The 23,417-nt window shown below is 40.4% G+C and carries 21 protein-coding genes; 10 read left to right on the top strand and 11 right to left on the bottom strand.

Annotated elements, in window-relative coordinates:
• Positions 1-151: 151 nt before the first annotated feature.
• From CK510_RS07565 to CK510_RS07550, 4 genes are all read right to left on the bottom strand, one after another.
• Positions 152-772, bottom strand: coding sequence for a hypothetical protein (locus CK510_RS07565; protein ID WP_095721122.1), 621 nt, complete (start codon positions 770-772; stop codon positions 152-154).
• 57 nt (positions 773-829) lie between these two features.
• Positions 830-1,717 carry a DNA-formamidopyrimidine glycosylase gene (locus CK510_RS07560; RefSeq protein ID WP_095721121.1) on the bottom strand — a complete coding sequence of 296 codons (888 nt, stop codon included), beginning with the start codon at positions 1,715-1,717 and terminating at the stop codon, positions 830-832.
• A 220-nt stretch (positions 1,718-1,937) separates the two neighbouring features.
• Complete coding sequence (locus CK510_RS07555; protein ID WP_095721120.1) at positions 1,938-2,165, bottom strand: photosystem I reaction center subunit IV; 228 nt, start codon at positions 2,163-2,165, stop codon at positions 1,938-1,940.
• 245 nt (positions 2,166-2,410) lie between these two features.
• Positions 2,411-2,995 (bottom strand): PAP/fibrillin family protein, encoded by a 585-nt coding sequence (locus CK510_RS07550; RefSeq protein ID WP_095721119.1) that lies wholly within the window; start codon positions 2,993-2,995, stop codon positions 2,411-2,413.
• A 236-nt stretch (positions 2,996-3,231) separates the two neighbouring features.
• On the opposite strand from CK510_RS07550, the gene CK510_RS07545 reads away from it, so the two are divergent.
• Entirely contained in the window at positions 3,232-3,465 is a 234-nt protein-coding gene (locus tag CK510_RS07545; protein ID WP_095721118.1) for a DUF3134 domain-containing protein, read from the top strand.
• 86 nt (positions 3,466-3,551) lie between these two features.
• Positions 3,552-4,661: a phospho-N-acetylmuramoyl-pentapeptide-transferase gene (gene mraY / locus CK510_RS07540; RefSeq protein WP_095721117.1), complete on the top strand. Its 1,110-nt coding sequence runs from the start codon at positions 3,552-3,554 to the stop codon at positions 4,659-4,661.
• 182 nt (positions 4,662-4,843) lie between these two features.
• Here the strand turns inward: mraY and CK510_RS07535 are convergent, their stop codons facing one another.
• A complete protein-coding gene (locus CK510_RS07535) occupies positions 4,844-5,524 on the bottom strand; it encodes a YdcF family protein (protein ID WP_095721116.1) in 681 nt (226 codons plus the stop codon).
• A gap of 353 nt (positions 5,525-5,877) precedes the next feature.
• Here CK510_RS07535 and ctpB point away from each other — a divergent pair, with 353 nt between their 5' ends.
• The 3 genes from ctpB (at position 5,878) to CK510_RS07520 (ending at position 9,221) form a co-directional block, all read left to right on the top strand.
• On the top strand, positions 5,878-7,221 hold the full coding sequence (ctpB, locus tag CK510_RS07530) for a carboxyl-terminal processing protease CtpB (RefSeq protein ID WP_095721115.1): 1,344 nt from the start codon (positions 5,878-5,880) through the stop codon (positions 7,219-7,221).
• A gap of 146 nt (positions 7,222-7,367) precedes the next feature.
• Complete coding sequence (locus tag CK510_RS07525) at positions 7,368-8,390, top strand: glycosyltransferase (RefSeq protein WP_095721114.1); 1,023 nt, start codon at positions 7,368-7,370, stop codon at positions 8,388-8,390.
• 135 nt (positions 8,391-8,525) lie between these two features.
• The gene (locus CK510_RS07520) at positions 8,526-9,221 is read left to right on the top strand and encodes a response regulator transcription factor (RefSeq protein WP_095721113.1); all 696 of its coding nucleotides are present in this window, start codon (positions 8,526-8,528) and stop codon (positions 9,219-9,221) included.
• A gap of 629 nt (positions 9,222-9,850) precedes the next feature.
• Here CK510_RS07520 and CK510_RS07515 read toward each other — a convergent pair.
• Positions 9,851-10,132 carry an Npun_R1517 family heterocyst differentiation transcriptional regulator gene (locus CK510_RS07515; protein WP_095721112.1) on the bottom strand — a complete coding sequence of 94 codons (282 nt, stop codon included), beginning with the start codon at positions 10,130-10,132 and terminating at the stop codon, positions 9,851-9,853.
• Positions 10,133-10,934: 802 nt separating this feature from the next.
• Here CK510_RS07515 and CK510_RS07510 point away from each other — a divergent pair.
• The 5 genes from CK510_RS07510 to CK510_RS07490 all read left to right on the top strand — a co-directional run bounded on the left by CK510_RS07510 (position 10,935) and on the right by CK510_RS07490 (position 18,775).
• Positions 10,935-11,285, top strand: coding sequence for an NAD(P)H-quinone oxidoreductase subunit M (locus CK510_RS07510; protein WP_095721111.1), 351 nt, complete (start codon positions 10,935-10,937; stop codon positions 11,283-11,285).
• Positions 11,286-11,439: 154 nt separating this feature from the next.
• Positions 11,440-12,816: an esterase-like activity of phytase family protein gene (locus CK510_RS07505; RefSeq protein ID WP_095721110.1), complete on the top strand. Its 1,377-nt coding sequence runs from the start codon at positions 11,440-11,442 to the stop codon at positions 12,814-12,816.
• A 667-nt stretch (positions 12,817-13,483) separates the two neighbouring features.
• Positions 13,484-15,886 carry a PP2C family protein-serine/threonine phosphatase gene (locus CK510_RS07500; protein ID WP_095721109.1) on the top strand — a complete coding sequence of 801 codons (2,403 nt, stop codon included), beginning with the start codon at positions 13,484-13,486 and terminating at the stop codon, positions 15,884-15,886.
• A 439-nt stretch (positions 15,887-16,325) separates the two neighbouring features.
• Positions 16,326-17,906, top strand: a complete 1,581-nt coding sequence (locus CK510_RS07495; RefSeq protein ID WP_095721108.1) for a CHAT domain-containing protein — start codon at positions 16,326-16,328, stop codon at positions 17,904-17,906.
• Between the two features lie 179 nt (positions 17,907-18,085).
• Positions 18,086-18,775, top strand: coding sequence for a hypothetical protein (locus CK510_RS07490; protein WP_245911923.1), 690 nt, complete (start codon positions 18,086-18,088; stop codon positions 18,773-18,775).
• A gap of 342 nt (positions 18,776-19,117) precedes the next feature.
• Here the strand turns inward: CK510_RS07490 and CK510_RS07485 are convergent, their stop codons facing one another.
• The 5 genes from CK510_RS07485 to CK510_RS07460 all read right to left on the bottom strand — a co-directional run.
• Positions 19,118-20,515 (bottom strand): PrsW family glutamic-type intramembrane protease, encoded by a 1,398-nt coding sequence (locus CK510_RS07485; protein WP_095721106.1) that lies wholly within the window; start codon positions 20,513-20,515, stop codon positions 19,118-19,120.
• A 520-nt stretch (positions 20,516-21,035) separates the two neighbouring features.
• Complete coding sequence (locus tag CK510_RS07480) at positions 21,036-21,449, bottom strand: ester cyclase (RefSeq protein ID WP_095721123.1); 414 nt, start codon at positions 21,447-21,449, stop codon at positions 21,036-21,038.
• 72 nt (positions 21,450-21,521) lie between these two features.
• A complete protein-coding gene (locus CK510_RS07475; RefSeq protein ID WP_095721105.1) occupies positions 21,522-22,103 on the bottom strand; it encodes a Crp/Fnr family transcriptional regulator in 582 nt (193 codons plus the stop codon).
• A gap of 439 nt (positions 22,104-22,542) precedes the next feature.
• Positions 22,543-23,001, bottom strand: a complete 459-nt coding sequence (locus tag CK510_RS07465) for a nitrate reductase associated protein (protein WP_095721103.1) — start codon at positions 22,999-23,001, stop codon at positions 22,543-22,545.
• 147 nt (positions 23,002-23,148) lie between these two features.
• On the bottom strand, positions 23,149-23,417 hold a 269-nt coding region (locus CK510_RS07460; protein WP_169927008.1), incomplete at its 5' end, for a phosphate-starvation-inducible PsiE family protein.

Here is a 23,417-nt window from a genome sequence, read left to right as displayed (position 1 = left end):
GAGCCTAGTAACCAGTCAATAACACAAAAATTGTATGAACTAAAAACGTGGAAATTCTATCAAAATCAACAGCCTAGGTAGAGTCGATGTGGGGTTACGCAAAGCCTTGATCCAACCTTGTATATTAAAAAAATCTCATTCCTAAGGGACTTTATTTTGCACTCGCAGGGAATGTTCCCAACATTATATCAACACCTGCACCCCTGGAATTTTCCCCATCTGATTTGAAATCGCCATTTATATCTACCGGAATGGCACCAGCTTGAAAGTAGCACTGCAATTGGACTTTGTTCTTTTCCTTGTCCTCTAAGATATTAAAATTACCACTGTTGGTAGCACATTCAAACTGGGCTTTTTTGATGGCTACAGGATAGCGCGTTTGTAATCCTGGGGTATATGGGGAGTCACTGGGCAAGGGAGACAAAAACGGTGCTTCATTACCTGGAAGTGGTAAAGTACCTAAAAAACTACCAGAACGGGTTTTATCTTTGTCTCTTGTAGCTTCCCAGCAAATAAACCAAGCTTGTTTAGCACTTCTTTCACCAATACCAACATCAGCAGCAAAAATCTTGGGATTGGGACATTCTTTCTCAAATTTACTAATATAGCTGGGGTAAAGCGATCGCAATTGTTTGACTACTACATCACAACTCAGTTTTCCACAGTTTCCCCGCACAAGTCTTTTTTTCTGCTGTTTGGCATCCGCTTCTATCGCTAAAAAAATATTTCCGAATAACAACACAGAAAACAAGCTGATTTTGAAAATATTCATATTCCATGAAAAAATAATATTTAGCCGCATTTGTACGGTTCAATATCTATATTAATGTTACTGCTGACACTCCAAACAAAAATGACTAGAACGTCCACCTAATCTAGTTCTTTGAATTGGACTACTACATAATCGACAAGCTTGACCAGTACGGTTATATACCCATGCCGCACCACCATAATTCCCATTAATACCTTCAACGTTCAGAAAATTACTAAAAGTAGTTCCCCCAGCTTCAATACTCTTCGTCAGTACCTCAATAATCGCTGGATGTAACTTTTCAATTTGCTGAAGCAGCAAATCCGTACAAAGAGTTTCTGGACGAATATGGCTGAGAAATAATGCTTCGTCAGCGTAAATATTCCCCAAACCCGCAATATTTGACTGATCGAGTAAAGCCGTTTTGATTGGACGACGGCTATTTTTGAGCTTATTTGCCAGATAATTGATGGTAAATTCAGGAGAAAATGGATCGACTGCCAGCTTTGCCAAACCAGTCATGATGCTTTCTACTTCTACCTGTGGGGGAACCCACCACATTTGCCCAAAAGTACGCTGATCGACAAAACGTAATTCTTTATCATTATCAAAAAATATTCGTACTCTTGTATGTTTATGTAATGGTTCGTCACGATTCAGGTATAGTAATTGACCTGTCATTCGTAAGTGTGCCCCAAGATAAGAAAAAGTGCAGACTGGAGAAGGAGATTCTTCGATATTTCCCTGTTTTCCTTCTTCCCTTATTCCCAATTCAGCCAAAAGATATTTGCCACGACGATGCCAAGTGACAATTTGATATCCTTGGATTCCAGTTAAAAATGCTTCTACCTCTAGGGGATAAGCAATAGTGCGATGTAGAAGGACATCTCCACTCACAATTTTTTGATTTAGGGTTAATTGATTTAAACCCCGACGGACTGTTTCTACTTCAGGCAGTTCAGGCATTTAGCGTAGGTTAGCAATGCACTCTGTTTCCTTCCAGCCTACAACTTATTGGAATCTTAAATCTATAAAAATAAAATCTCTCAAAAATAAAGATGGAGCAACAGGGAAGAAACGAAAATTCCAGAGAACTTCCGAGACAACCCTACTACCCCATCTTAAATTACCCATTCATCCCATAAAGTTGCGATCGCATGGGTAATCAACCAAGGAATTACCTTGATTATTTAGCAGCAGCAGCAGCTTTCGGCTTGGCTTTAGGAGCTTCAACCTCAATCATCTCATCAACAGCAAAGTTATTGGTGTTGATGCCAGAGTAGTTAACTTTCTCAAAACGGACAATCACAGGGTATTTAATACCGCTTTGATCTACCGTTACAACTGTTCCTAGGTCTTGATACCAGTAGGATTCAGGGCGAAGAATACGTACTTTAGAACCACGTTGAACCATGAGTTTCTCCCTTTTAGTTATGAATTGCCAAAATATATAGGGCTTATTGATTCACTATAAAACTACCTTGGAGCTAGATGTTGCTTTGTTAAGTTATTTGAAATTTAGAGCCAGTGGAAGAGACGACGGTAAGACTAGTTTCCCAATTCTCAATCCCAATCCTCAAAAAATGGTGTCACACCCTCCTTGACAATGTACTTAATATCGAATACTTTTTTGGACGCAAGCACATTTTTTAGGAGTATCTATGTTTTAGTCAAGACGAATACACTACCTTCATTGCCGCGACTAATTCGCAGATCCTTATCTATATATGTAATATCGAGCCATCCTTGTTGCTCCTTACTTTGAATAGAGAAGTCAATGGCGTTAAATTTTTTACCATTTTCGATTTGCTGGATATAGTCTGAGGGGGATGTGTAGTTGATTATGCGCTTAAATCCTAAGATAGAGCGTTCAAACTTGACTTTGACACGACGAAACGTGAGCGGTTCAAATTTAGCGGCAACACAGACAATGCCTTCCAGATAGGGAAATCCGCTAATTTCAGCAATGTTATAAACACTGTTGGTTTTTACACGGATGCACTGATATATTTGACCCAACCTGTAAAAAGGGAAACGGTCGAGGTTTAATAAAGCCTTGCTTGTGGTGTATAGTAGTCGCCAATCACCATCGAGTAGTTCGCTAGACTCTAGTGGACGAGGTGTAGGGTTAAAGTCCTCTAGATTTGCGATCGCAGATAAAATAGCTTGTTTATCAGACTCAGTTGCTAATAAGCCCCGATTTGTTGGCGCGATCGCAGTAATCAGTTCAGCTTTTCCAATCATTTGCTTGAAACCTCAAAAAAATCAGTAAATTGTCAGTATTAAGAAGAAAAAACTAAAGATGTTAAGCAAAATACCAAAAACTCAGAATATTCCTTTGATTTTCCTACAAATATTAAATAATCAAATTTTTGTCGGATTTTCCGAGGAAAGAGTTGAATGAATAACTAAATTCTCATGTATCAAGTGATAGACTCTTATTGTCCAGCTACATTATCTTTATTTGTGTCTTTGTCGATATGCTTAATTCTCCATTACGTGAAGCACCCCGCAATCAACGCGCTGCTGTAATTCCATTAAAGCAAGAGACTTCGCTTTTAGATTGGTTGCAAGCAAGCGGTCGTCTAATCGCACGGGAAAATCACGAACAAGATTACGGTGCTGAAGGCGAAGAAGAAATCTCAGAGTTTTTAGGTGGTGAAGATGGCTATGAAATCGATGACGACGACGACAACGATACCGAAGAACCATAGCTTCTAAAAAAGGACTGTTGGCAAACATAGTCCCTATTAATGAAAGCAAATAGCTTAAATAGAGTGTGGAGTGAAGGGAAATTTCAGTGGACGCAAAATTATCTCCTGACCAAGGGTTGAACATTACTGGTATCGGTCTGGTTTCGTTACTAGGCGTGGGACTGGGCATTGCAGCAATCATATTTGACGTGGTAGCAGGTCGGATGCCCTGGCTTGCGACATCGCTAACCATGCCGCTCCTATTGTGTGCCCTTATTTCTGCCGCAATAGGTTATTGGGTTATACCCTGGCTGCAAGCCCTCAAAGCTGGACAAGTGATTCGAGAGGATGGACCCCAGGCTCACCTTAAGAAAGCTGGAACACCAACAATGGGCGGTATATTTTTTATCCCCGTTGCGGTAGTTGTTGCTTGTGTGTGGTCTGGCTTTGACAGCAATGTCCTCGCCGTCTCCGCTCTGACTTTGAGTTACGGTTTTATTGGCTGGCTAGATGACTGGCAAATTCTTCGCCGGAAATCTAATAAAGGTATTTCGCCCAAGATGAAACTAATATTGCAACTTAGCTTTGCACTAGTGTTTTGTCTGTGGTTAATGCTTAATCAACATTCTAATTCATTTGATATTACAAATATAGCTCTTCCTTTGGGTTTTTCTTTACCTCTAGGATTGCTATTTTGGCCCCTAGCTGGATTTGTGCTAGTGGCTGAAAGTAACGCAACTAATTTAACTGACGGTATTGATGGGTTGGCTGGAGGAACGGTTGCGATCGCAATGTTGGCTTTGGGTGTTTTAGTCGCACCTACTTCAGTTCCACTAATGATTTTTTGTGCTGCTGTAAGTGGCAGTTGCTTGGGCTTTTTAGCACATAACCGCAACCCAGCCCGCGTATTCATGGGAGACACTGGTTCCCTCGCACTGGGTGGTGCATTAGCAGGTGTTGCATTAATCTCGAATAGTCTTGTAGCCTTATTTATCCTCAGTGGCATCTTTTTTGTAGAAACCCTCTCTGTAATGGCACAGGTTGGTTATTATAAAGCAACAAAAGGTCCCGACGGTAAAGGTAAACGTCTGCTGAAAATGGCTCCGCTACACCACCATCTCGAACTTTCTGGGTGGTCTGAATTGCAAGTTGTTGCAGTGTTCTATATAATTGCCGCAATTCTTGCTTTGTCCTGTTTTGGATTAAGTTGGTTGTAGATTGCTTCTAAAAAGTAATTGAAAATTAAAAGTTTTTCGACAAGACATATTAGCTTCCTCTTTGGGGAAGCTTTTTTTTGTTTGCACACAGCATTTATCTGTGGAACAATTCAGAATTCCCGTAGGGGCAAACGGTTGTTTGCCCTTATTTCTATATTTGCATTGCATCCAAAGGAGAATCGCTATGTTTTGACCTGTCTTCCCCAACGTTCGCAATTAAAACCTCTTTGTTGCCAAGCTTTTATATCTACATCAACAAGCTCAATCACATTAGAACACTGTGGTTGGATAACATGGCTAAATCCAGCCCAAAATAGACTGCGCGTTACGTCCATTCCTGTTTTTATCCAAGATTCCCGGTTTCCAGGTACTCCTTTCTCTTTGGCAATGTCAAGCTCAACCCAAATACCATGAGAACCTAAAATAATTTGTGCCATCCATTTTGCTCTGGGTAAATGGCTGCTAGAGGTAATTAGCCTGACTTTACGAACTTTCCATTTATTCAAAATCGGAAGACTGTAGAAAAAATTCTCAAATGTTGAATCTGCACATTTTTCTAACCAAATATTTGCCAAATCAACCCCTTTCTTCTCAAAAATCAGCAAAATACATGGTTCTTCTGAACCTTGCGAGATTAAAGTGGGTATTTCGGGTTTTTTCCTTGCCAAATCTGCAACATATATTTCACGCTGGATACTACCACCTAGTACAAAATTGGCATCTACTGCCTTGGAAGATGCATAGATTAGAGTTATAGTGTTAAAAACCAGCCAAAAACTAAGGAGAAGAAACAGCCCAAAGGCAAGTTTTTGTAAGAACTGCCACCTTCTCAACTTACCTCTCAAGTTTTTTACTGACATCATACTGTGTAACTTTTCGTTTCATAAATAGTTGAATTGAAGCAAATTTGTTAGCTTCAGAAAAGCCATAGATAGTTATTGATGTATACAATCAAGTGTTATCCTAAATATAAGCAATCTTGCGTACTAAAAGACTACAAAAAAAGTATCCGATTATTCTTTTTTATCTCCGGAGGAACTCAATTTTAACTAGTAGAGATAATGTTGTAAAGGTGACAAAATCTTTTTCAGCATAAAGATTAAGTGAATATTTCAGGTTAGAACTCGCGAAAGCGAGTATAAAGGCTTAAATAGCTTTCTCCCAAAAGCTGATTGCTAAACTGTTAACAATACTAAAATTATTCCAGCTGATATACATGAACCAATCTGCGAAACGTTACTCACCACTGCAAGTAGCTTTGATTGGTGGAGCGATCACCTCCACAGCTCTGTTTTCTGTATTTGGTCCAGCTTGGTGTCGCTCGGTTCGCGCTGCACTACAAGATAGCCCCAAAGCCATTGTTGACCAAGTATGGCAACTTGTAAACCGCGAATATGTAGATGGCAAGTTTAATCAACAAAACTGGGTCACTATTCGACAACAGTTGTTGACCAAAAACTACTCATCGCGTGAAGAAGCCTATATAGCCATTCGCGAAGCATTAAAAAAATTGGGCGACCCCTATACCCGATTTATGGACCCCAAGCAATATGATGCCCTCACCAGTCAAACTTCCGGTGAAGTATCGGGGATTGGTATCCGTATGGAGGTGAACGAAAAAACTAAGCGTCTCACCGTAGTGGAAGCAATCGAAAATTCGCCAGCATTAAAAGCAGGTGTGAAAGCAGGCGATCAAATTTTAGCGATTGATGGTAAGGCAACTCAATCGATGAAAGTAGATGATGCCTCGAAACTGATTCGTGGTAAAGCTGGTTCGCTGATTACTTTGCGTTTAGGACGTACAGGACAAAACGAATTTGACCTCAAACTAACGCGAGCAACAATCGAAGTACCAACTGTTCGCTATGCTTTGCGACAAGAAGGACAAAAACGTGTCGGCTATATCCGCTTACGGGAATTTAGTGCCCATGCCGCAGACCAAATGCGAAAAGCTATCCGCGACTTAGGTAGCCAAGGTGCGGAAAGCTACGTACTTGATTTGCGTGGTAATCCTGGTGGGTTATTACAAGCGAGTATTGAAATTGCTCGGATGTGGATGGATAGTGGTTCGATTGTTCGTACTGTCGATCGCGAAGGGGTCAGTGATGAAACCTTCAAAGCGAACAAAACATCCCTAACAAAACTCCCTCTCGCTGTCTTAATTGATAATAATTCTGCTAGTGCTAGCGAAATTTTGACTGGTGCGCTCAAGGATAATAACCGGGCAGTTGTCATCGGTTCCCAAAGTTTTGGTAAAGCTTTGGTGCAGTCGGTACACCCACTTGGAGATGGTTCGGGTGTGGCAATCACGATCGCACACTATTACACTCCCAAGGGCACTGATATCAATCACAAAGGGATTGCCCCGGATATCAAGCTTGACCTGTCTGAAGTCCAGCAGCGTCAGTTAGCGACTAATCCGGATATGTTGGGAACCCAACGGGACCCTCAGTATGTGAGAGCTTTGACTGCCCTATCAAACACATTTGCTTTACCTAAACAACCAAATTCGACTTCCCAGCGACCAGCAAGCCCCGGCGCTGTTAATTTGAAGTTGTAGTGTGGATTTATGATTTGAATCTGATTTCAAATTGTAACGCTTTGAATAAGATTTTTTGTGTAGCAAAACAGCATCATCCTACTGATTTAGGATTTTGAAATGGGAATACTAATTAGTAAATCTCAATATTCAAAATCCTAAATTTTATGGTTTATAAATCAAACCCACCTAAACCAAACCCGCCTAAATCAAATCCCCCTAAATCAAACGAATTACCCACCTCTAATAGCTCTCATGGCTTTTTCCCCAAGGTGTCGGTAGTTATTCCTATTTATAATGGCGAAGAGGATTTACAGGAGCTAATCGCTTGCTTGTTGGCGCAAACCTATCCCAAAGAGCAGGTAGAGTATTTGTTGGTAGACAACAACAGTAGCGATCGCACCCTCACATGTCTCCAAACTGCTGCTGAACATTGCCCAATTACCATTCGTCCCTTAAGGGAAGTTCAAATTCAAAGCTCCTATGCAGCCAGGAATACGGGGATTCGCGCTGCATCTGGCGAAATTGTCGTTTTCACCGACGCTGACTGTCGTCCCCAACCACAATGGTTAGAAGCATTAGTACAGGATTTTGTCAAGCCGAATGTTGTGATGGTTGCTGGGGAAATCGCCGCACTTAAAAGCAAAACATTTCTAGAAAGATTTGCCGATCGCCAAGAAACATTATCGCAAAAGCATACCCTAGCAAATAAATTCTGTCCCTACGGTCAAACTGCGAATTTAGCGATTCGTCGTCTCGTTTTAGAGAAAGTCGGATTATTCCGTCCTTATTTGACAACTGGAGGTGATGCGGATATTTGTTGGCGAATTCAGAAAGAAGGTATTGGTAGTTTAGAATTTGCAGCAAATGCGGTTGTTCAGCATCGTCATCGCGCTACCTTCGACGAATTAGCGAGTCAATGGCGACGATATGGGCGTTCCAACCGCTATTTGCATGAGTTGTACGGTATTGACTTGATGCGAGCGATTACTTTTCAGGAATGCTGTTTTCGTTTAATTCGCTGGATTGTCAAGGAAGTACCAAAATTCAGTTTTAAAGCGATATTAGGCAAAGCCAGCCTCATCGATATATTAACTACCCCGATTGGTTTATTTACTGCCAGAGCGCGTTACTACGGGCAAATGGAAGCCAAATTACCAGAAAAAGCCAAAATTATTGATTGGTTGTAGGGAATTGGGCATTGGGAATTGGGGATGGGGAATTAACAATTAATCATTAACCATTAATAACTATTTCCTCTTGGGTAGTTTTGTGTACCGAAAGTTCGCTAAATTGGAGGAAAGTAAGGGACAAGGATAGATTAGATGTCAGCACAATTGTTACTGGTAGATGATGAACCGGGATTGCGTGAAGCCGTCAAGGATTATTTGCAGGATAGTGGTTTCAGCGTTCAAGTTGCCAGTAACGCCCGTGAGGGGTGGGATTTAATGCAACAGAATCCACCAGATTTGCTCATCTCGGACATCATGATGCCTCAAGTAGATGGCTATCAATTTCTGAAGCAGGTACGGGAAGATGCTCGTTTCAAGACACTACCAGTTATATTTTTGACTGCGAAGGGGATGACAGGCGATCGCATTCAAGGATATCAGGCTGGTGTCGATGCTTATTTGCCGAAACCATTCGATCCTGATGAATTGGTTGCCATAGTCGAAAATCTCCTGGCACGACGCTTGGCAAGTTCCCAAGTTGCTGCCGAAGATGGAGAAACTCCAGATATTGCCGAACTAGCCAAACAAATTGCTCAAATCAAAGCTTTATTGACCCAAAAAAGTGCGATCGCACAATCCCCCGCACCATTTAATATCGATTTGACTCCTAGAGAACAAAGCGTTTTAAACCTGGTTGCGGAAGGGTTAATGAATAAGGAAATTGCTCGTCGTTTAGAGACAAGCGTTCGCAACGTCGAAAAATATGTCAGTCGTTTGTTTAGTAAAACAGGTACAAATAGCCGCACAGAATTAGTACGCTTTGCTCTCGAACATGGGTTAGCAAAGTAAGCAAGGCAGAAGATATTAGAAAATACTGTAGGGGCAAACGGTTGTTTGCCCTTATTTTATATACCCCTGGGAACTTAAATAAAAAAGCAAAATCGAGAAAGCAAGTTGTCCCCTTATTGAACAATTTTGGGGGAATTGATACCTAACTCGCGTTTGAGAGGAAAAAATTATTCTGTTTTAGCGATTACCCTGAAATGCAAAATAAAAAATTAGTCCACCAGAAGCCACTATAAAGCGAGCCAAGGAGTTCTTAATTAATAGTAGTAGGCACCCAATATAATTCTCTGTAGTGCAATGGGTGAGGGCTACTGTAGACACGACGACGACTTTCCGCAAATATGCCTTTGGATGGTTGATAGGGCTTGTTTCGTTAAGCGAATCATTTACCGTTGATAGCTTGGGAATATCTGACTTATACAAAAGTTGAGTTTTCCTAATTATTCGCAACGGTTGCCTGAAAATATATAAAGCCGAATTATCCAAAGATTAAAACAGGGATAGACGTTGTGGAGTCTAATTACATCAGCCGACTCATTCTCAAATCAAGTATATGTAAAACAGTCAATCTGCTGTCAGAATTTTGCAAATTTTCTGTTTTCTTTACCTGATAAAATCCACCCTACAAACGATTACGGACAAATATCAGTAGAATTGCGTAAACGCATTAACTGACGACGCATTTGTGGTGAAGCCTTAAACTCTGATGATTCATGAGCTTTAACTGATGCTTGTAGCATTTCCAGAAATTCATCTGAACCTTCGGTAAGTGCTTCTAGTAACACTTGCAAAAGCTGATCGCGATCGCCCAGCAGACTTTTCTCCTCAATTAAACGAAATTTGAGATGAATTTCGCACTCATAAACACCGACTTCGACATTGTTGATTTGGCGTGGTAAGGCTTTAGAGTTCATAGTTTCTTGGATTCCTTGAGTTGGTAGTCTTCAGAGTGAGGAGCTATGTTTCAAGCCAAAATTTTTAATGCTTTTTAAATCCCTCTAGTTTGAATCAATAATCCCTCGCAGTCAAATTAGTCAAATTAATTTATATCCCATAATCTTCTCCTGTGTGTTGCTTGTAGCTAAACCAAATTCTAGTCCAAGTTTTTACCCCTAAGCCCCAGATGTAATTTGGGTAAACCATAACTATTATTCAGTTTTTCAGATTCCATATAATAAAGTTTGTGTAAGAACTTGGTGGTGCTTTTTAAAGGTTTTTACATTAACTTAATCAGAACGTCAACAGCAGTTTTTCTTTTTACTAAAAGTCCAGTGTTTACACGTAAGTAATATCTCGGTAATTCCTTCTATTATCCTAATGCTAGAACCGACTGTAACGTTTTTACGTACAAATACTCGATGTATGATTTGTTCATTTGAGTCAAAATACAAATTGTTGGGTAAAGAAATTAAGGGACTTTTATGGATTATCGCGACTGATGAGGATAAAATTTTCACTCGAAAAATAATTGTTAGTTTTTCGATCTAAATGTAACAAGTAGAAGAAATTTAGCAAGTATTTTTTGGCTAGATACGCAGACAGCCACAGTAAATTTGTAGTTCCCCAAAAAATCAAGGAATCAAGATGAAGGTAGAGGGCAGGAGTCAGAAGGCAGGAGTCAGAAGGTAGAGGGCAGGAGTCAGAAGGAAAAATACCCAATGCTCAATGGCAGTCTACAATATTGGTGATCAACCTATATTTTGACATTTTCAGATTATGGATAATGCGATGCTGCTGAAGTCTACAACCCGCCACATCCGCATTTTTTCGGCGGAATTAGACAAAACTGGCGAATTAGTTCCCAGTAATCAGGTTTTAACGTTGGATATCGATCCTGATAATGAGTTTATTTGGAATGAAGATGCCCTGCAAAAGGTTTATCGTCTGTTTGATGAATTAGTCGAAGCTTCGAGCGGTGTTGATTTGACTGACTATAACCTGCGTCGTATCGGTTCGGATTTGGAACATTTTGTGCGATCGCTCCTCCAAAAAGCCGAGATTAGCTACAATCTTAACGCCCGTGTCACTAATTACAGCATGGGACTTCCCCGCATTGAAGCTGGGTAAGCAAAGTTTTTTTGGTTAATGGTTACTGGTTATTGGTAGCTTGATATTTCAGGTTTGTTGATGCTGAGTTCTTCTACCGATAGCCAATTCTTAACTTCCAGTCGGTACACTATTGATTGTTTAACCTTTAACTATTGATTTTTGGCTGGAGAGAATGAATCATCTACCATCAGCGAAGTGCGGATTTATACTGACAGTAATTTTATTACTGCTTCCAAGCTTTCGCGGACAAGCTGCCGAACTGACAGGACGTGCTATTCTTGCGGCTGATACCTTTGCTCCTGGCTCAACAACGGCACAGTTTAAGAAAACTAAACGTACTACTCCTTTTAGCAATGCTCAACCCGTACAGGGCTTTTCTAGCGTCATTGCGGGGACAAAACCGGGTACTTTCCTAGTTATTTCTGATAATGGTTTTGGGAGTAAAGCTAATTCCCTCGATTACGGACTCCGTATCTACGCTGTGGAACCGGATTTTGTTGGTGGAAAGGTGTTTCCGGTGAATTTTCAAACTGGAGAGCGTCTGTTTAGCTTCAACCGTCAGAGTTTTGTTGAACTGAGCGATAAGCGGAGCTTAATGCCAAAGGCATATCGCAATTCTCTGGTCAATTTTTCCGCGATCGCGGAACAAACAAATTATCCTGGTAGTAATATCCCTGTTAGCCCACTCATTAAGGCAAATCGCTTACTTACAGGTGGTGATTTTGATATTGAGTCTTTCCGTCGTTCCCCGGATGGCAGTTTTTGGATGGGGGATGAGTTTGGTCCATTTTTACTGCATTTCGGAGCAAAGGGAGAACTTTTAGAAGCTCCTTTCCCTGTGCCAAATTTATTACGTATTGGTAAATCGGATTTTGTTCAGTCTCCTGACAACCCAGAATTTGATCCAGATTTTACAAAGTTAACCGACAGCGTAGCCCGAAATGCGGCTGCAAATCTTGGTGGTTCCAAAGGATTTGAAGGAATGGCGCTGAATCCTCGCGGTACAATGCTGTATGCAATGCTGGAAGGTGTGATTAAAGATGATGTCCAAAAAAAGCGTTTGTTGATTTATGAATTTGATTTAACTAGCAAAAAATATACCGGACAAGTTTTTGCTTACCAATTGGAAAATCCCAACCATGCGATCGGCGACTTAACTGCGGTCAACAATGAAGAATTTCTGGTGATTGAGCGCGATAATAACCAGGGAGACTCTCGCAACTCAGCCTTTAAAAATCCAGCAAAATTTAAACGCATTTATAAAATTAATCTCCAGAAAGTAAATCAAGCAGGTTTCGTGGAGAAGGAATTATTGGTGGATTTGCTGAATATATCCGACCCTAATGGTATTGGTGGAAACGGGACAAAAGATGGTATTTTTGTGTTTCCGTTTGTGACAATTGAGAGTGTGTTGCCGTTAGATGAAAAAACACTACTCGTGATCAATGATAATAACTACGCTGATAGTATCGGTAGGATTCCCGAACAAATCGACAATACGGAATTTATTAGAATCAGCCTGAACAAGCCTTTAAACTTGAGTCGATAATTAAAACAGATATAGCCATAGTTGCCAATTGTAGAACGTTTCTCTGACACTTTTTGCATACGTCGCCTAGAATCATTCCCTCACTGATTCTAGCTTTCCATATCATAACTTACCCCAAAGTAGTTAATGAGGATAAAAAGCAATGGACTAACCTCTACATACTGGAAACTCATGAATTATTCCCATGAATTTTTAGTTTTAAATTAAGCTTTTATTGCTCCCACTCCGATAAACTAAAGACAGTCTTGCACAATTCCAACAAACCTTATCGATAATAATCGTATTAAAATACACAAAAACTCATGCACAAAAAACTCTGACCTCAACTTTTACTCAAAATTCCCCATTTCCAACCGAACCTTTAAAAAATAGTGATTAAACTTGATACGTCTGTTTATTTAACTTAATATATTTGAACTTTAGGCGCAAAGGTTAAGTTAAGTCTTAATGCCAAGTTGTATTTGCATTTATGCATTTATGCTTTTCGCAAATCTCTACCCTTACGGTATCACCTGCGAGGAATTGCAGTATCACGAGCCAAAATTTAAGATATATCTAAGCTTATCCAACTTAAAATATATCTAAACTAAAACAACGAGCGGTTGAGAGTACCGCCACACATCCTGTTAACTAAAATTGCTAAGTAAAGCCGATCGTGCAAAAAAATATGGAAAAAGACGCGGCAACGCTCTACTGCCCCAATCAAGCTTGTCAGGCTGCAAATTCCCTTAACCATCATTTCTGTCATCAGTGTCGAACACCGTTGCCAAAACGTTACTTATGGGCGGTTACAGAAGGAAAAAGTTTAGGTGTTGATGGGGATATTTTAGCCGATCGCTATTTAATTATCAGACAGTTTATTCTTTTAGATACCAAACCCGGACTCGTTCCATCAGTACCGGAGATGGAAAATTTACATAAACTCAAGGCTTATTTACGGTTATTTCCCTACAGACTCCACGTTCCTCAAGTTTATGGAGTCATGTATTTGGGTGATAGTGAATCACAAAAACAGGTGTTGCTACTAGAAAAACCACCTCTACAAATCAATAATGAATTAGTCACCGAAGCGCAATTATACAATTCGATTGATTCGGCTTGGGGTGAAGCAACATCAATGCGACAGTTGAACTGGTTGTGGCAAATCGCCAATCTTTGGCAACCTTTAGCAAGCGAGGGTGTGGCATCGAGTTTGTTAGACCCATTATTAATGCGACCGGAAGGCTCGATAATTAAGTTATTAGAATTACATGCTGATACCGAAAAAACATCTACCTTAGGCGATTTGGGAGAATTTTGGCGTGCTAACTTGCTACACAAAACCAAAACTGCGATCGCGGAATTTTTGACTCAGGTTTGTGACTCGCTGATATCCAGGGAAATTCATTCTGGTGAACAATTAGTAGCAGTTTTAGACCAAGGATTAATTGAACTTGGCAGGGCAGAAAATAGCAGTGGGGGAATTTTTAACTCATCTGTAAAAATTGTGACTAAAACCGACACCGGACCAAGCCGTCAGCGTAACGAAGATTCCTGCTATCCCCCCAGTGGCAGCAAGGTGAGTAAACCACCCCAACCCACAGCCCTCGCCATAGTTTGTGATGGTATTGGTGGACACGAAGGTGGTAATGTTGCCTCAAATACGGCGATTGAAGTCATCCAGCAAAAAGTAAATTCCCTAACCAGAGAACCACGCGATCGCATCGATCCAGCAAGCTTAATTGCCGACTTAGAACAGGCAGCAGCCGCCGCAAATGACAAAATTAGCCAGCGTAACGACATTGAGGGTCGGCAAGGACGACAGCGCATGGGTACAACCCTAGTTATGGCATTACCTATAGCCCATGAAATGTATGTCACCCACGTTGGAGATAGTCGCGCTTACCTAATTACCCGTCAAGGTTGTTACCAAGTCACCCTTGATGATGATGTGGCATCGCGGGAAGTTAGGTTAGGCTATGCAGTTTACCGTGATGCCATTAATCAAGGTGCTAGTGGTTCCCTTGTTCAAGCTTTAGGAATGGGTAACAGCAACTCATTACATCCCACTGCCCAGAGGTTTGTCCTTGATGAAGACTGCGTATTTTTACTGTGTTCGGATGGTTTAAGCGACTTCGATCGGGTTGAACAGTATTGGGAAAGCGAAATTTTGCCAATTCTCAACACAGACTCCAGCGAAGACGTTGACATAAGTGGTGTGGTAGATAGATTAACCGATATTGCCAACACCCAAAACGGGCATGATAACGTCACAATTGCCCTGGTTTACTATCAAATCAAATATACAGAACCAGAATCGATCTTAATTCCCAACATATCGGATTTTTATGGGTCAAACATTCACGATTTACCAACAAACGAAACCCCAAGCAGGCAATTCACCTCTCCCAATCAGCGAACCCAAGTAATTCCCGATACAGCTCCGGCAACAAGCAAAAAAATTCCCTTGCAGTTGGTTATACTACCAATTCTACTAGCCGCAACAGGCTTTATAGCCTATTTATTTTCTTCCCAACGGCAATTCCCATTTACCACAGTGCCCATTGTTTCACCAACAAAGATAGTAAATTCCACAGCATCACCAACTGTTGTCAACGATACAAAACAGGCAAATTTTCCCGCAGGTTCATTAATTCAGATCAAAGAAAAAGATGCGATCGCATTTAGCAAAACCTCCAAACCCTTCAATAATAATGGTGGTTTTATACCTTCCGGCACAATATTAAAAGTCCTGGAAACATCCCCAGAAACTTCAGCACCAGAAAATCAAAGCAATGTTCTCCAAGTATTAGTGTGTCAAGCTGTACCAATTCCTGCTGGACCACCTGCTGTCGATCAAGCATCGTTTGTACTCAAGCCTAATGATAAAATTTGGATTCAAGCCTCCCAACTCAAAGGTAGTGGTTTTTCCAAAACTCAACCAGCATCAGGCACAAAAAACCCCTGTCTGCAAAATAAGGTCGATGGAACTGCACCAGTCGATAAATCCCCAAATACCAGTACTCCCACAGCAAATCCCTCAATTATTGATACTCCCAAAATAGATACTAATCGACCTGGTAATAATTGAAGAACACCAGGAAAATCAAGAGGGTTAGGGATTTATCTATCGTATCAATAATTCTAAGGGCGGGAAGACCCCGCCCCTACGATTGGGGATAATTTATTTATTGGTGTCCCTGATATTTTTTTGGATTGTATCTAAATGAGAAGCTCTATATACAACAATAGTTATCAACCATATCATTCGTAGGGGCTGGGTGTCCCAGACCTCTATATTGGGATTTCTTTGTGTTCCTAATCAAAGAGCTAACTAAATTCTTTATTAAGAAAAACCGTATAAAATGGTGACAAACCTGAAATAATTTAAAGATTACTTCGGTGAATATAATAACCTCAATACCGAAGCAACAAGGAATATTTCTTCCTTGGGTGTTTCTGTAAATAGGTTTGCCATTTAAAATAGTTGTTTGAAATAACTTGCTTTAACCTTTGAGTTGAATGAATCCATGCCATCCTTAAATTTGGCGATCGCGCGTCTTGTCCACGCTGGCACTCACAATTTCGCTATTTGGGTGGTGAAAGCTCCCTATCCCAGTGGTCACGTTATTCACGATTGCGTCTGGAATCCCTATTTGGAACAACTTTGGCTAGAATGGCAGCAATTGTTTGCCGGACATAGCAACCTCCAAATATCACCTCAATCTTCCGAAACCGAAGTTTCATCCCAGCAGATCAAACAACTACCAATCGAATTACCCCTAATCACTTCAGGGCAGCCGACTAATAAAAGTAGTCAGTTGATGCAGCATTTTGGTAATAATTTATGGCAATGGGTCTTTGATGGACCAATTCTTAATAGTTTGGAACATAATCGTGGTGCTGCGATCGCATTAGGCAAAAGTCTTCGCTTGCGTTTGGAATTACGCGATCCTTATCTAATCTCCATACCCTGGGAAACGATGCAGCGTCCTGGTCAACCCGCAATTTCACTGAGCCAAAATGTCATATTTAGCCGGACTACCAGTGATGTTGAACCCTTGCCAAAGTTACGTAGTGACCCTGGATTGAATGTTTTATTGGTGTTAGGGGAAGATGAAAACCTGGAACTCCAAGCAGAAGCAAAGGTATTAAAACAAACTCTAACGCAAGGTGTCACGGTTGCTAACAGTGCGGGTAGATATGCTCCTTGTATGGTCGAAACCCTAATTCAGCCAAAACCAGAAGAATTAATCGCTGCATTAGAAACACAATCTTATAATGTATTGTTTTATGCCGGACATGGATTGCGAAATCCTAACGGTGGTATTTTAAATTTACATCCCGAAGCTAGGCTTAATGGTATCGAACTTGCTCAAGTATTAACTCGAACAGGTGTGAAACTCGCTGTATTTAATTCCTGCTGGGGAGCGCAACCCGCATCGGTTAATCAGGAAACAGTACCCTACAGCAGTTTAGCTGAAGTCTTGATTCGACACGGAGTTCCAGCCGTGTTAGGGATGCGTGACGAAATTCGCGATGATGAGAGTATAAGTTTTATCAAAGCATTCTCCGAAGCCTTGCGATCGCGTAAGGCAATTGATGAAGCTGTGGCAGAAGCAAGACACAAATTACTCATCCAATTTAAGTTTAATTATCCAGCTTGGACTTTGCCTGTTCTCTACATGCATCCCGAATTCGACGGACAAATCCTCCGCAGCTTGGATGAAAGTATTACCGAATTACCTACATCCCTACCAGAATATACAAGAATTCCCAGCGCTTCCCTACGCTTACTTAATAGTGAAGATACAATTTCCCTACTACAAACCCCGATTACCCGTATCGGTCGAACTACAGATAATTATATTGTGATTCCTGATTTATCGGTTTCGAGACAACATGCTCAAATTATCTGTCGTGATAACTTTAGTGCAACAATACCAGTGCTGAGTTATTTTCTTCGTGATGACTCAACTGGAGGAACTCTAATTTTTAAGTCTGGTAATTGGTTGCGAATCCACCATCAGGAAGTACCCTTAGAATCGGGGACACTGTTAAAGTTTGGTAGTAGTCGTAATGATGTCTGGGAATTTATTGTCGAAAATTAGTCAGAAAACCGTAAATTTACTATTGACTTTACTTGAGCATTAAATAAAACTAGCATCTCAAAAAAAATCATGCCAAACTAATCAAATTCATATTCTTTTTGCGGAAACCTAAAACTTGAAGCTGTAGCTGTCAGTACTGCTAAATTAAAACTGCTAAATCAAATAACCTGGAGACAAACATGATGACTCAATTAAACGGCACAGGATTAAACGGCAAAGACAAAATACATTCCAACCCAATCGAATTAGAATTCCTCGAAGCATTGCTAGATACCGAAGAAGATTCGGAAGATATCAATTACCCTTGGAATCCCGCAGACAGCGAAACAGAAGATTTTTTCCGTGAAATTGAATTACAGTTTGAATCAAAGTTAGGTATGGGTGAATTTCTCGACGCAGAATTACCTACGCGATCGCAAGCTTTTCATCAGCAACTTGATTGTTTATGGTCAAATGTCGCCACAAAACAACACTACAATTGTAATACACGTGGAAGTATAATTACTAGTCTTAAAGAAAATTTACAATCGCTGATGGCATCTCGCGTTCCCCATAACTGGATTGAGAAAATTGCCGAAAAAGCAGCAGAAATATTCAGCCCAACAAAATCAATGGGAGAACAGTTAGCATTATGTGCTAAAGCAGTATTACCAAATTTGGGAACTGATGATTTATTAGTTCTGGCACGTCCATATTCTTACGCAATGCGAAATAGCGAAGCTCAAAGTCTAGAATCCGCACTCAATAAAGTTGGTGAACACGAATGGAAACACCTATCTGAAATCGAGCAAGCAAGAGTTAGTTTGGCAGTTGCATACTATGCATTGCGTCAACTGAATAAATTTCAAGCTGAAGCAACTGAAGATTAGACTTATTTGAATTTCTTTCAATTTAGTTTGTGCTGTTCTGGCAGAGGAATAGCTCATATCGCAATTTATTTACAAATGCGAGTTATCCTGTTTTGCTGGAAAAATCAATATTTTGTCAGAAGATATTACTAAAAGGTAAAAGTTTACCACACTAAATCTAACTATAGGTTCTTGCTAGTCAAGTGCCATCTATCAAAAGGCAGAAAAGCATTATAGAGAGAGGATTAGGTGAACTATAAAATGGCTCGATGTACACATATAAAGATTAAAAAACAACAATAAGGGCAAACAACCGTTTGCCCCTACAATACAGAAAACAGTATTTTACACACTGAGAAAGTTCTATTTCCTCTCCAGAAAACGAGTCGCAAAATTTTGTGCCCGATTTGGTGAAAGTACCCTTGCCTTGAGGATAGCAGCCATCAAAAAGGCATAGGAAAGAACCCCAACAGCGACTAATAGCAAAGCATTAATAGCTCCAGTTGCATTCCACAAAGCATGAAGTCCAGACGCAGTTAAATAGCCTACCAGCAGAATTTGCCAGCCTTTACTGGGTTTAAGAACAGCTAAACCGATGAAATAACCCAGATAACCACTATAAGCCATATGTCCGGCAACTATACCTAAAATGCGGGGAATTAACAGTTGCAACCCTACCAATTGTCCAGCATCTGCACCTGATTGTTGAGCAACATTGAAAGCAATCTGCGGTACGTACTGTCCAAGAGTTTCCGTTAATGTGAAACCAACAGCCGAAGCGGTTCCAAGGAGAATCCCATCAAGCGGTTCCCCAACACCAACGCGATCGCGCCAAGGGTGAGGTAAAAATCGACCAATTCCGTAGGCAGCTAATATGGGTAAAGCTTTGAGCAATTCCTCCATTAATCCAGCACCGAAGAACATCCGCACTAACAGTTCAGTGAGGGTAATTTGTTGGTTATCTCTAGGTAAACTACCTGGTAAAACAACGCGAAAAACAAAAATAAATAGATCCAATATTGGACTTTTTAAAATTAAGGCTGTAGCTAATGCAACTGCGACAAGTACCCACCAAGGTTTGTGCTTGCCACACAGTCGATAAACAAAATAATATGCAGCCGAAGCGATGTAAGTACCAACAATAGTATTTGTATCGAAAACTAAGCCGAAAATGACGAGTGGCTGCCCTGGACCAACTGTAGCAAACATTAAGACAACAAATATTACAGTTAGGATTCCCGGAACTAGATAAGCTTTGCTAGTTAAATCTTTCCCGGTGGAAATAATGGGAAATAGTTGTGTAAAACTAACTGAATCGATTTGTGTATCTGGTTCGTACCTACTTGCAGGTGCAAGAGATGTCGCGGCTGGGGAGCCGAGAACTGTTGCTGGATAGTTAACCTCGTACTCGAATAATAATTGCGGACCATCTTGTGCCAGAGAAATGCGATCGCCATTTTGCAATTCTTGACAACCTTCAATCCGGTGATCGTTCAAGTAAGTGCCATTAGCGCTACTCAGATCGCAAATTACCCAAGTGCTATGACCATCAGGGGATGGGGATAAAGGTCGAACTACAGCATGACGACGGGATACCATCCGATACTTGATAGCGTCTAAAACAATCTGGCAACCAGGATCGCGTCCAATAACTACCTCCCTATTTGCGAGCAGCGAGTAGCCAGAATCGGACCCCAAAGCTGCCCCATTAGCAGACACTAGCCGCAGAAATGCATTCTGTCTTGCGTTTTTGCCTGTCATTGAGTTACAGGATACATTTAAACATTTTTTGAAACGAATTTGGCGGTTGGAGTAAACCCCAGCCACATTAGCAGGATTGCTAAATACACTATAGCTTTAGTCTTTGTCGGAGGATTAGAAATTAAAAATTAAAACACTATTAGTAAATACTGCTAATCCCTATTTGCCCTATTTACAAAAAATTCATGAAGAATAATTATTTTTGTATACTGTTTATCATTCTTTAGTTATCAGATAATTAATTATTTTAAGGCAATCCATTGAAGAAGAATGTTTTAATTGCCTGAAAGCTTGTGCGATATGACTCCGGGATTAAACTCCGCTTATCGCGATCGTCCATTAAATACGCCACTTACCAAATAATTGTAGTATATAGTGTAAGTATACTGAGTAAAGTGGTCGATTTAACGTTGCCCATCACCCGCCGCAGATAGCCTTTGCATCATAATCGATCAACTCTCGGCGGTCGGTGTGCATGGGCTTTGTTATGCGGTGTGTTTATATCTACAACACTGCTCTTTTACATCGGAACCATACCCAACTGCTGCGTCATCGCAAAAGTATCGCCTTGCCCCCAATGTTCTACAATTCTACCGTCTACAATCCGATCGATGTGAACTACTGAAAACTTGACTTGCTTACCTGTTGGCGGGATACCCATCAACTCACCCTGATGTGTTCCGCTGAAGGTTCCACGAGTGACAACCTTATCGCCTTCAGCAATGACTTCCTCCAAAACATGGCGACCATCTGGAAATGCAGAAAACATCATCATTCCATATTGCATGAAAGCATCATAGCCCTTCAGTGTATCTGTTCCCATACCTCGCCCCACAATATCGGCAGACATCAATTCTCGACATTGCTCAACATCCTTACGATCGAAAGCTTCATAGAATTTCAGAACGAGTGCCTTATTTTGCTCTAGTAACATAGCGTTCCTCTGCAATGTAAATGTATCTTTAGTGACTTTATTGTGTGGACGAATAACGTGCATTGACTTTGGTTAAGTCGATCGCTTCTTTTGAATTCTTCGCTTTAATCGGCTTAGGGATTCTGGCTCAATTCCCAAATGCGATGCTAAATAGTGCTGCGGGATACGTTGTAAAAGCTGGGGGTCGCGCTCCAAGAAATTTAGGTATCGTCGTTCAGGTGAATCCCGATAGAGGGAGAGCAGTCGATCGCGCAACTGAAAAGCGAGGTTTTCCACAACGAGTCGGAGTAATTTCTGACCATCTGGCATTGTTTCCAAAACTGCAATCGCTTGTGTAGTCAGAATAAGTATTTCCGAGTCTTCGATTGCTTGACAGGAAAAGTAAGCAGGGGTTTGCCGTCGAAGACTTTCATAGTCCCCTAGAGTATGATGCTCAGGATGAAAAAACAGAGTAAGTTCTTTGCCATCTTTGAGAAAAAAGCTTCTCAAACAGCCTTTCAGCGTCAAACCTACAAAATCGCAGACATCACCTTCTTGAAATAAAAAATCTCCTTTCAGAACCCTTCTTGATTCGAGAAGTGGCTCAAGCCGCGCTACATCAACTTGGTAATGGGGGAAAAGCTGCTGGATAAATGAATGTAGTAATTCATACATCTTGATCGTTCGGCTTGAGTTTCTGCTGCTTATGGTTTCTCGATCTTCTCATGACTGCTTAAAAACTCACTGACTCTGATTGCCACACCGATCACCCTGAAATTACTGCCCCAACCAATAATGCGAGCCGCATAACTATTTATTATACCGAACGTTTCCATATAATCCCCTTCTATAAGGTATTTATACCGAACTATTCTGTTTAATCCCACCAATTCTAGTATTATACCGAAACTTTCCTTATAAGCAACCTTTTTAGACGGGTTATACGGAATATTTTCCGTATAAATCCCCATACAGGGTTATTAAAAAGAACTATTCCGTATAAACTCCCTATTTGCTTGGTTAAACGAAATTTTCAGTTTACTATATGAAAATAAACTGCATGTCTTGCTGAACTAAACCAGCTTTCTTTTTCCACATCCGGTTAAAAGTCAGATTACAAATCAACTAAATTAAATTCTTCTAAAGCTTTCGGAAAATTTTTGTTTTCATGACCAGAACGGCTAAGTTTGATTAAAGCAAATCGCTGTAAGGGTGATAATAATGCCCATTGTTGTAGTGAAATCGTGACACCAAATTCAGAAGCTTTTGCTTCCACTTCTTCAGAGATTTTGTCTACATTTAGCCAAGCTGGATAGTCTTCAATTGGTAATTCGGAGGGAATTTTTCCAGTGTAATTAAATATCAAATTTTGCAAGTATTCGCGATATGCTTGCACTTCATTTTCGCTTTTACATGGCATATCTAGCAAAGCTTGACGTTCATTTTGAGTCATGCGATGCCAATCGGTTAATTTTAATTTGATACCGCAACTGTCAAGGGTATATCTTGCCTGCATGGGAATACAACGCAGGGATTCAACAAAATCCGCTTCAAAGATGAAAAAAATTGCCATTTTAATTAGAGCGTGTTTATAAAATAAATATTAAAGTTGTTGTTGGGTTACTACAAGACTGATTCTTAATTCCCGATTCCTGTCCACTGATTAATGTTGGGTTACACAAAGCCTCCACCAACCTACAACTACTAACTGAATTCTCCATTAATGTCTAGGTTTTGAGTTGCCAATACGAATGATAAAATAACTTATTGATAAAGAGAGAACTGCAATACCTAGACCAATAATATCCATTCCCGAAACTTTATCTAAATCGAGAATAATAATTTTTCTGGCAACAGCAATTAAGGAAGTAACGATTACTAATTCAACTTGTAAAACATGCTTCTTGAGATAACCTGTGATATTTTCCAGAATTTCTAAAGCGATTAAAACGTTTAAAAATAATCCAAATATTTTAAACAATGTCTTGT

This window comes from Brunnivagina elsteri CCALA 953, assembly GCF_002289455.1.
GTDB lineage: Bacteria > Cyanobacteriota > Cyanobacteriia > Cyanobacteriales > Nostocaceae > Brunnivagina > Brunnivagina elsteri.
Note: the sequence above shows the minus strand (reverse complement) of the source record. Positions and strands in the feature narration are given on the sequence as shown.

Excerpts from the sequence above, each read along its gene's own strand:
- CK510_RS07565 (WP_095721122.1), bottom strand. The coding sequence starts at position 772 with ATGAATATTTTCAAAATCAGCTTGTTTTCTGTGTTGTTATTCGGAAAT.
- CK510_RS07560 (WP_095721121.1), bottom strand. The coding sequence starts at position 1,717 with ATGCCTGAACTGCCTGAAGTAGAAACAGTCCGTCGGGGTTTAAATCAA.
- CK510_RS07555 (WP_095721120.1), bottom strand. The coding sequence starts at position 2,165 with ATGGTTCAACGTGGTTCTAAAGTACGTATTCTTCGCCCTGAATCCTAC.
- CK510_RS07550 (WP_095721119.1), bottom strand. The coding sequence starts at position 2,995 with ATGATTGGAAAAGCTGAACTGATTACTGCGATCGCGCCAACAAATCGG.
- CK510_RS07545 (WP_095721118.1), top strand. The coding sequence starts at position 3,232 with ATGCTTAATTCTCCATTACGTGAAGCACCCCGCAATCAACGCGCTGCT.
- CK510_RS07535 (WP_095721116.1), bottom strand. The coding sequence starts at position 5,524 with ATGATGTCAGTAAAAAACTTGAGAGGTAAGTTGAGAAGGTGGCAGTTC.
- ctpB (WP_095721115.1), top strand. The coding sequence starts at position 5,878 with ATGAACCAATCTGCGAAACGTTACTCACCACTGCAAGTAGCTTTGATT.
- CK510_RS07525 (WP_095721114.1), top strand. The coding sequence starts at position 7,368 with ATGGTTTATAAATCAAACCCACCTAAACCAAACCCGCCTAAATCAAAT.
- CK510_RS07520 (WP_095721113.1), top strand. The coding sequence starts at position 8,526 with ATGTCAGCACAATTGTTACTGGTAGATGATGAACCGGGATTGCGTGAA.
- CK510_RS07515 (WP_095721112.1), bottom strand. The coding sequence starts at position 10,132 with ATGAACTCTAAAGCCTTACCACGCCAAATCAACAATGTCGAAGTCGGT.
- CK510_RS07510 (WP_095721111.1), top strand. The coding sequence starts at position 10,935 with ATGGATAATGCGATGCTGCTGAAGTCTACAACCCGCCACATCCGCATT.
- CK510_RS07505 (WP_095721110.1), top strand. The coding sequence starts at position 11,440 with ATGAATCATCTACCATCAGCGAAGTGCGGATTTATACTGACAGTAATT.
- CK510_RS07500 (WP_095721109.1), top strand. The coding sequence starts at position 13,484 with ATGGAAAAAGACGCGGCAACGCTCTACTGCCCCAATCAAGCTTGTCAG.
- CK510_RS07495 (WP_095721108.1), top strand. The coding sequence starts at position 16,326 with ATGCCATCCTTAAATTTGGCGATCGCGCGTCTTGTCCACGCTGGCACT.
- CK510_RS07490 (WP_245911923.1), top strand. The coding sequence starts at position 18,086 with ATGATGACTCAATTAAACGGCACAGGATTAAACGGCAAAGACAAAATA.
- CK510_RS07485 (WP_095721106.1), bottom strand. The coding sequence starts at position 20,515 with ATGACAGGCAAAAACGCAAGACAGAATGCATTTCTGCGGCTAGTGTCT.
- CK510_RS07480 (WP_095721123.1), bottom strand. The coding sequence starts at position 21,449 with ATGTTACTAGAGCAAAATAAGGCACTCGTTCTGAAATTCTATGAAGCT.
- CK510_RS07475 (WP_095721105.1), bottom strand. The coding sequence starts at position 22,103 with ATGTATGAATTACTACATTCATTTATCCAGCAGCTTTTCCCCCATTAC.
- CK510_RS07465 (WP_095721103.1), bottom strand. The coding sequence starts at position 23,001 with ATGGCAATTTTTTTCATCTTTGAAGCGGATTTTGTTGAATCCCTGCGT.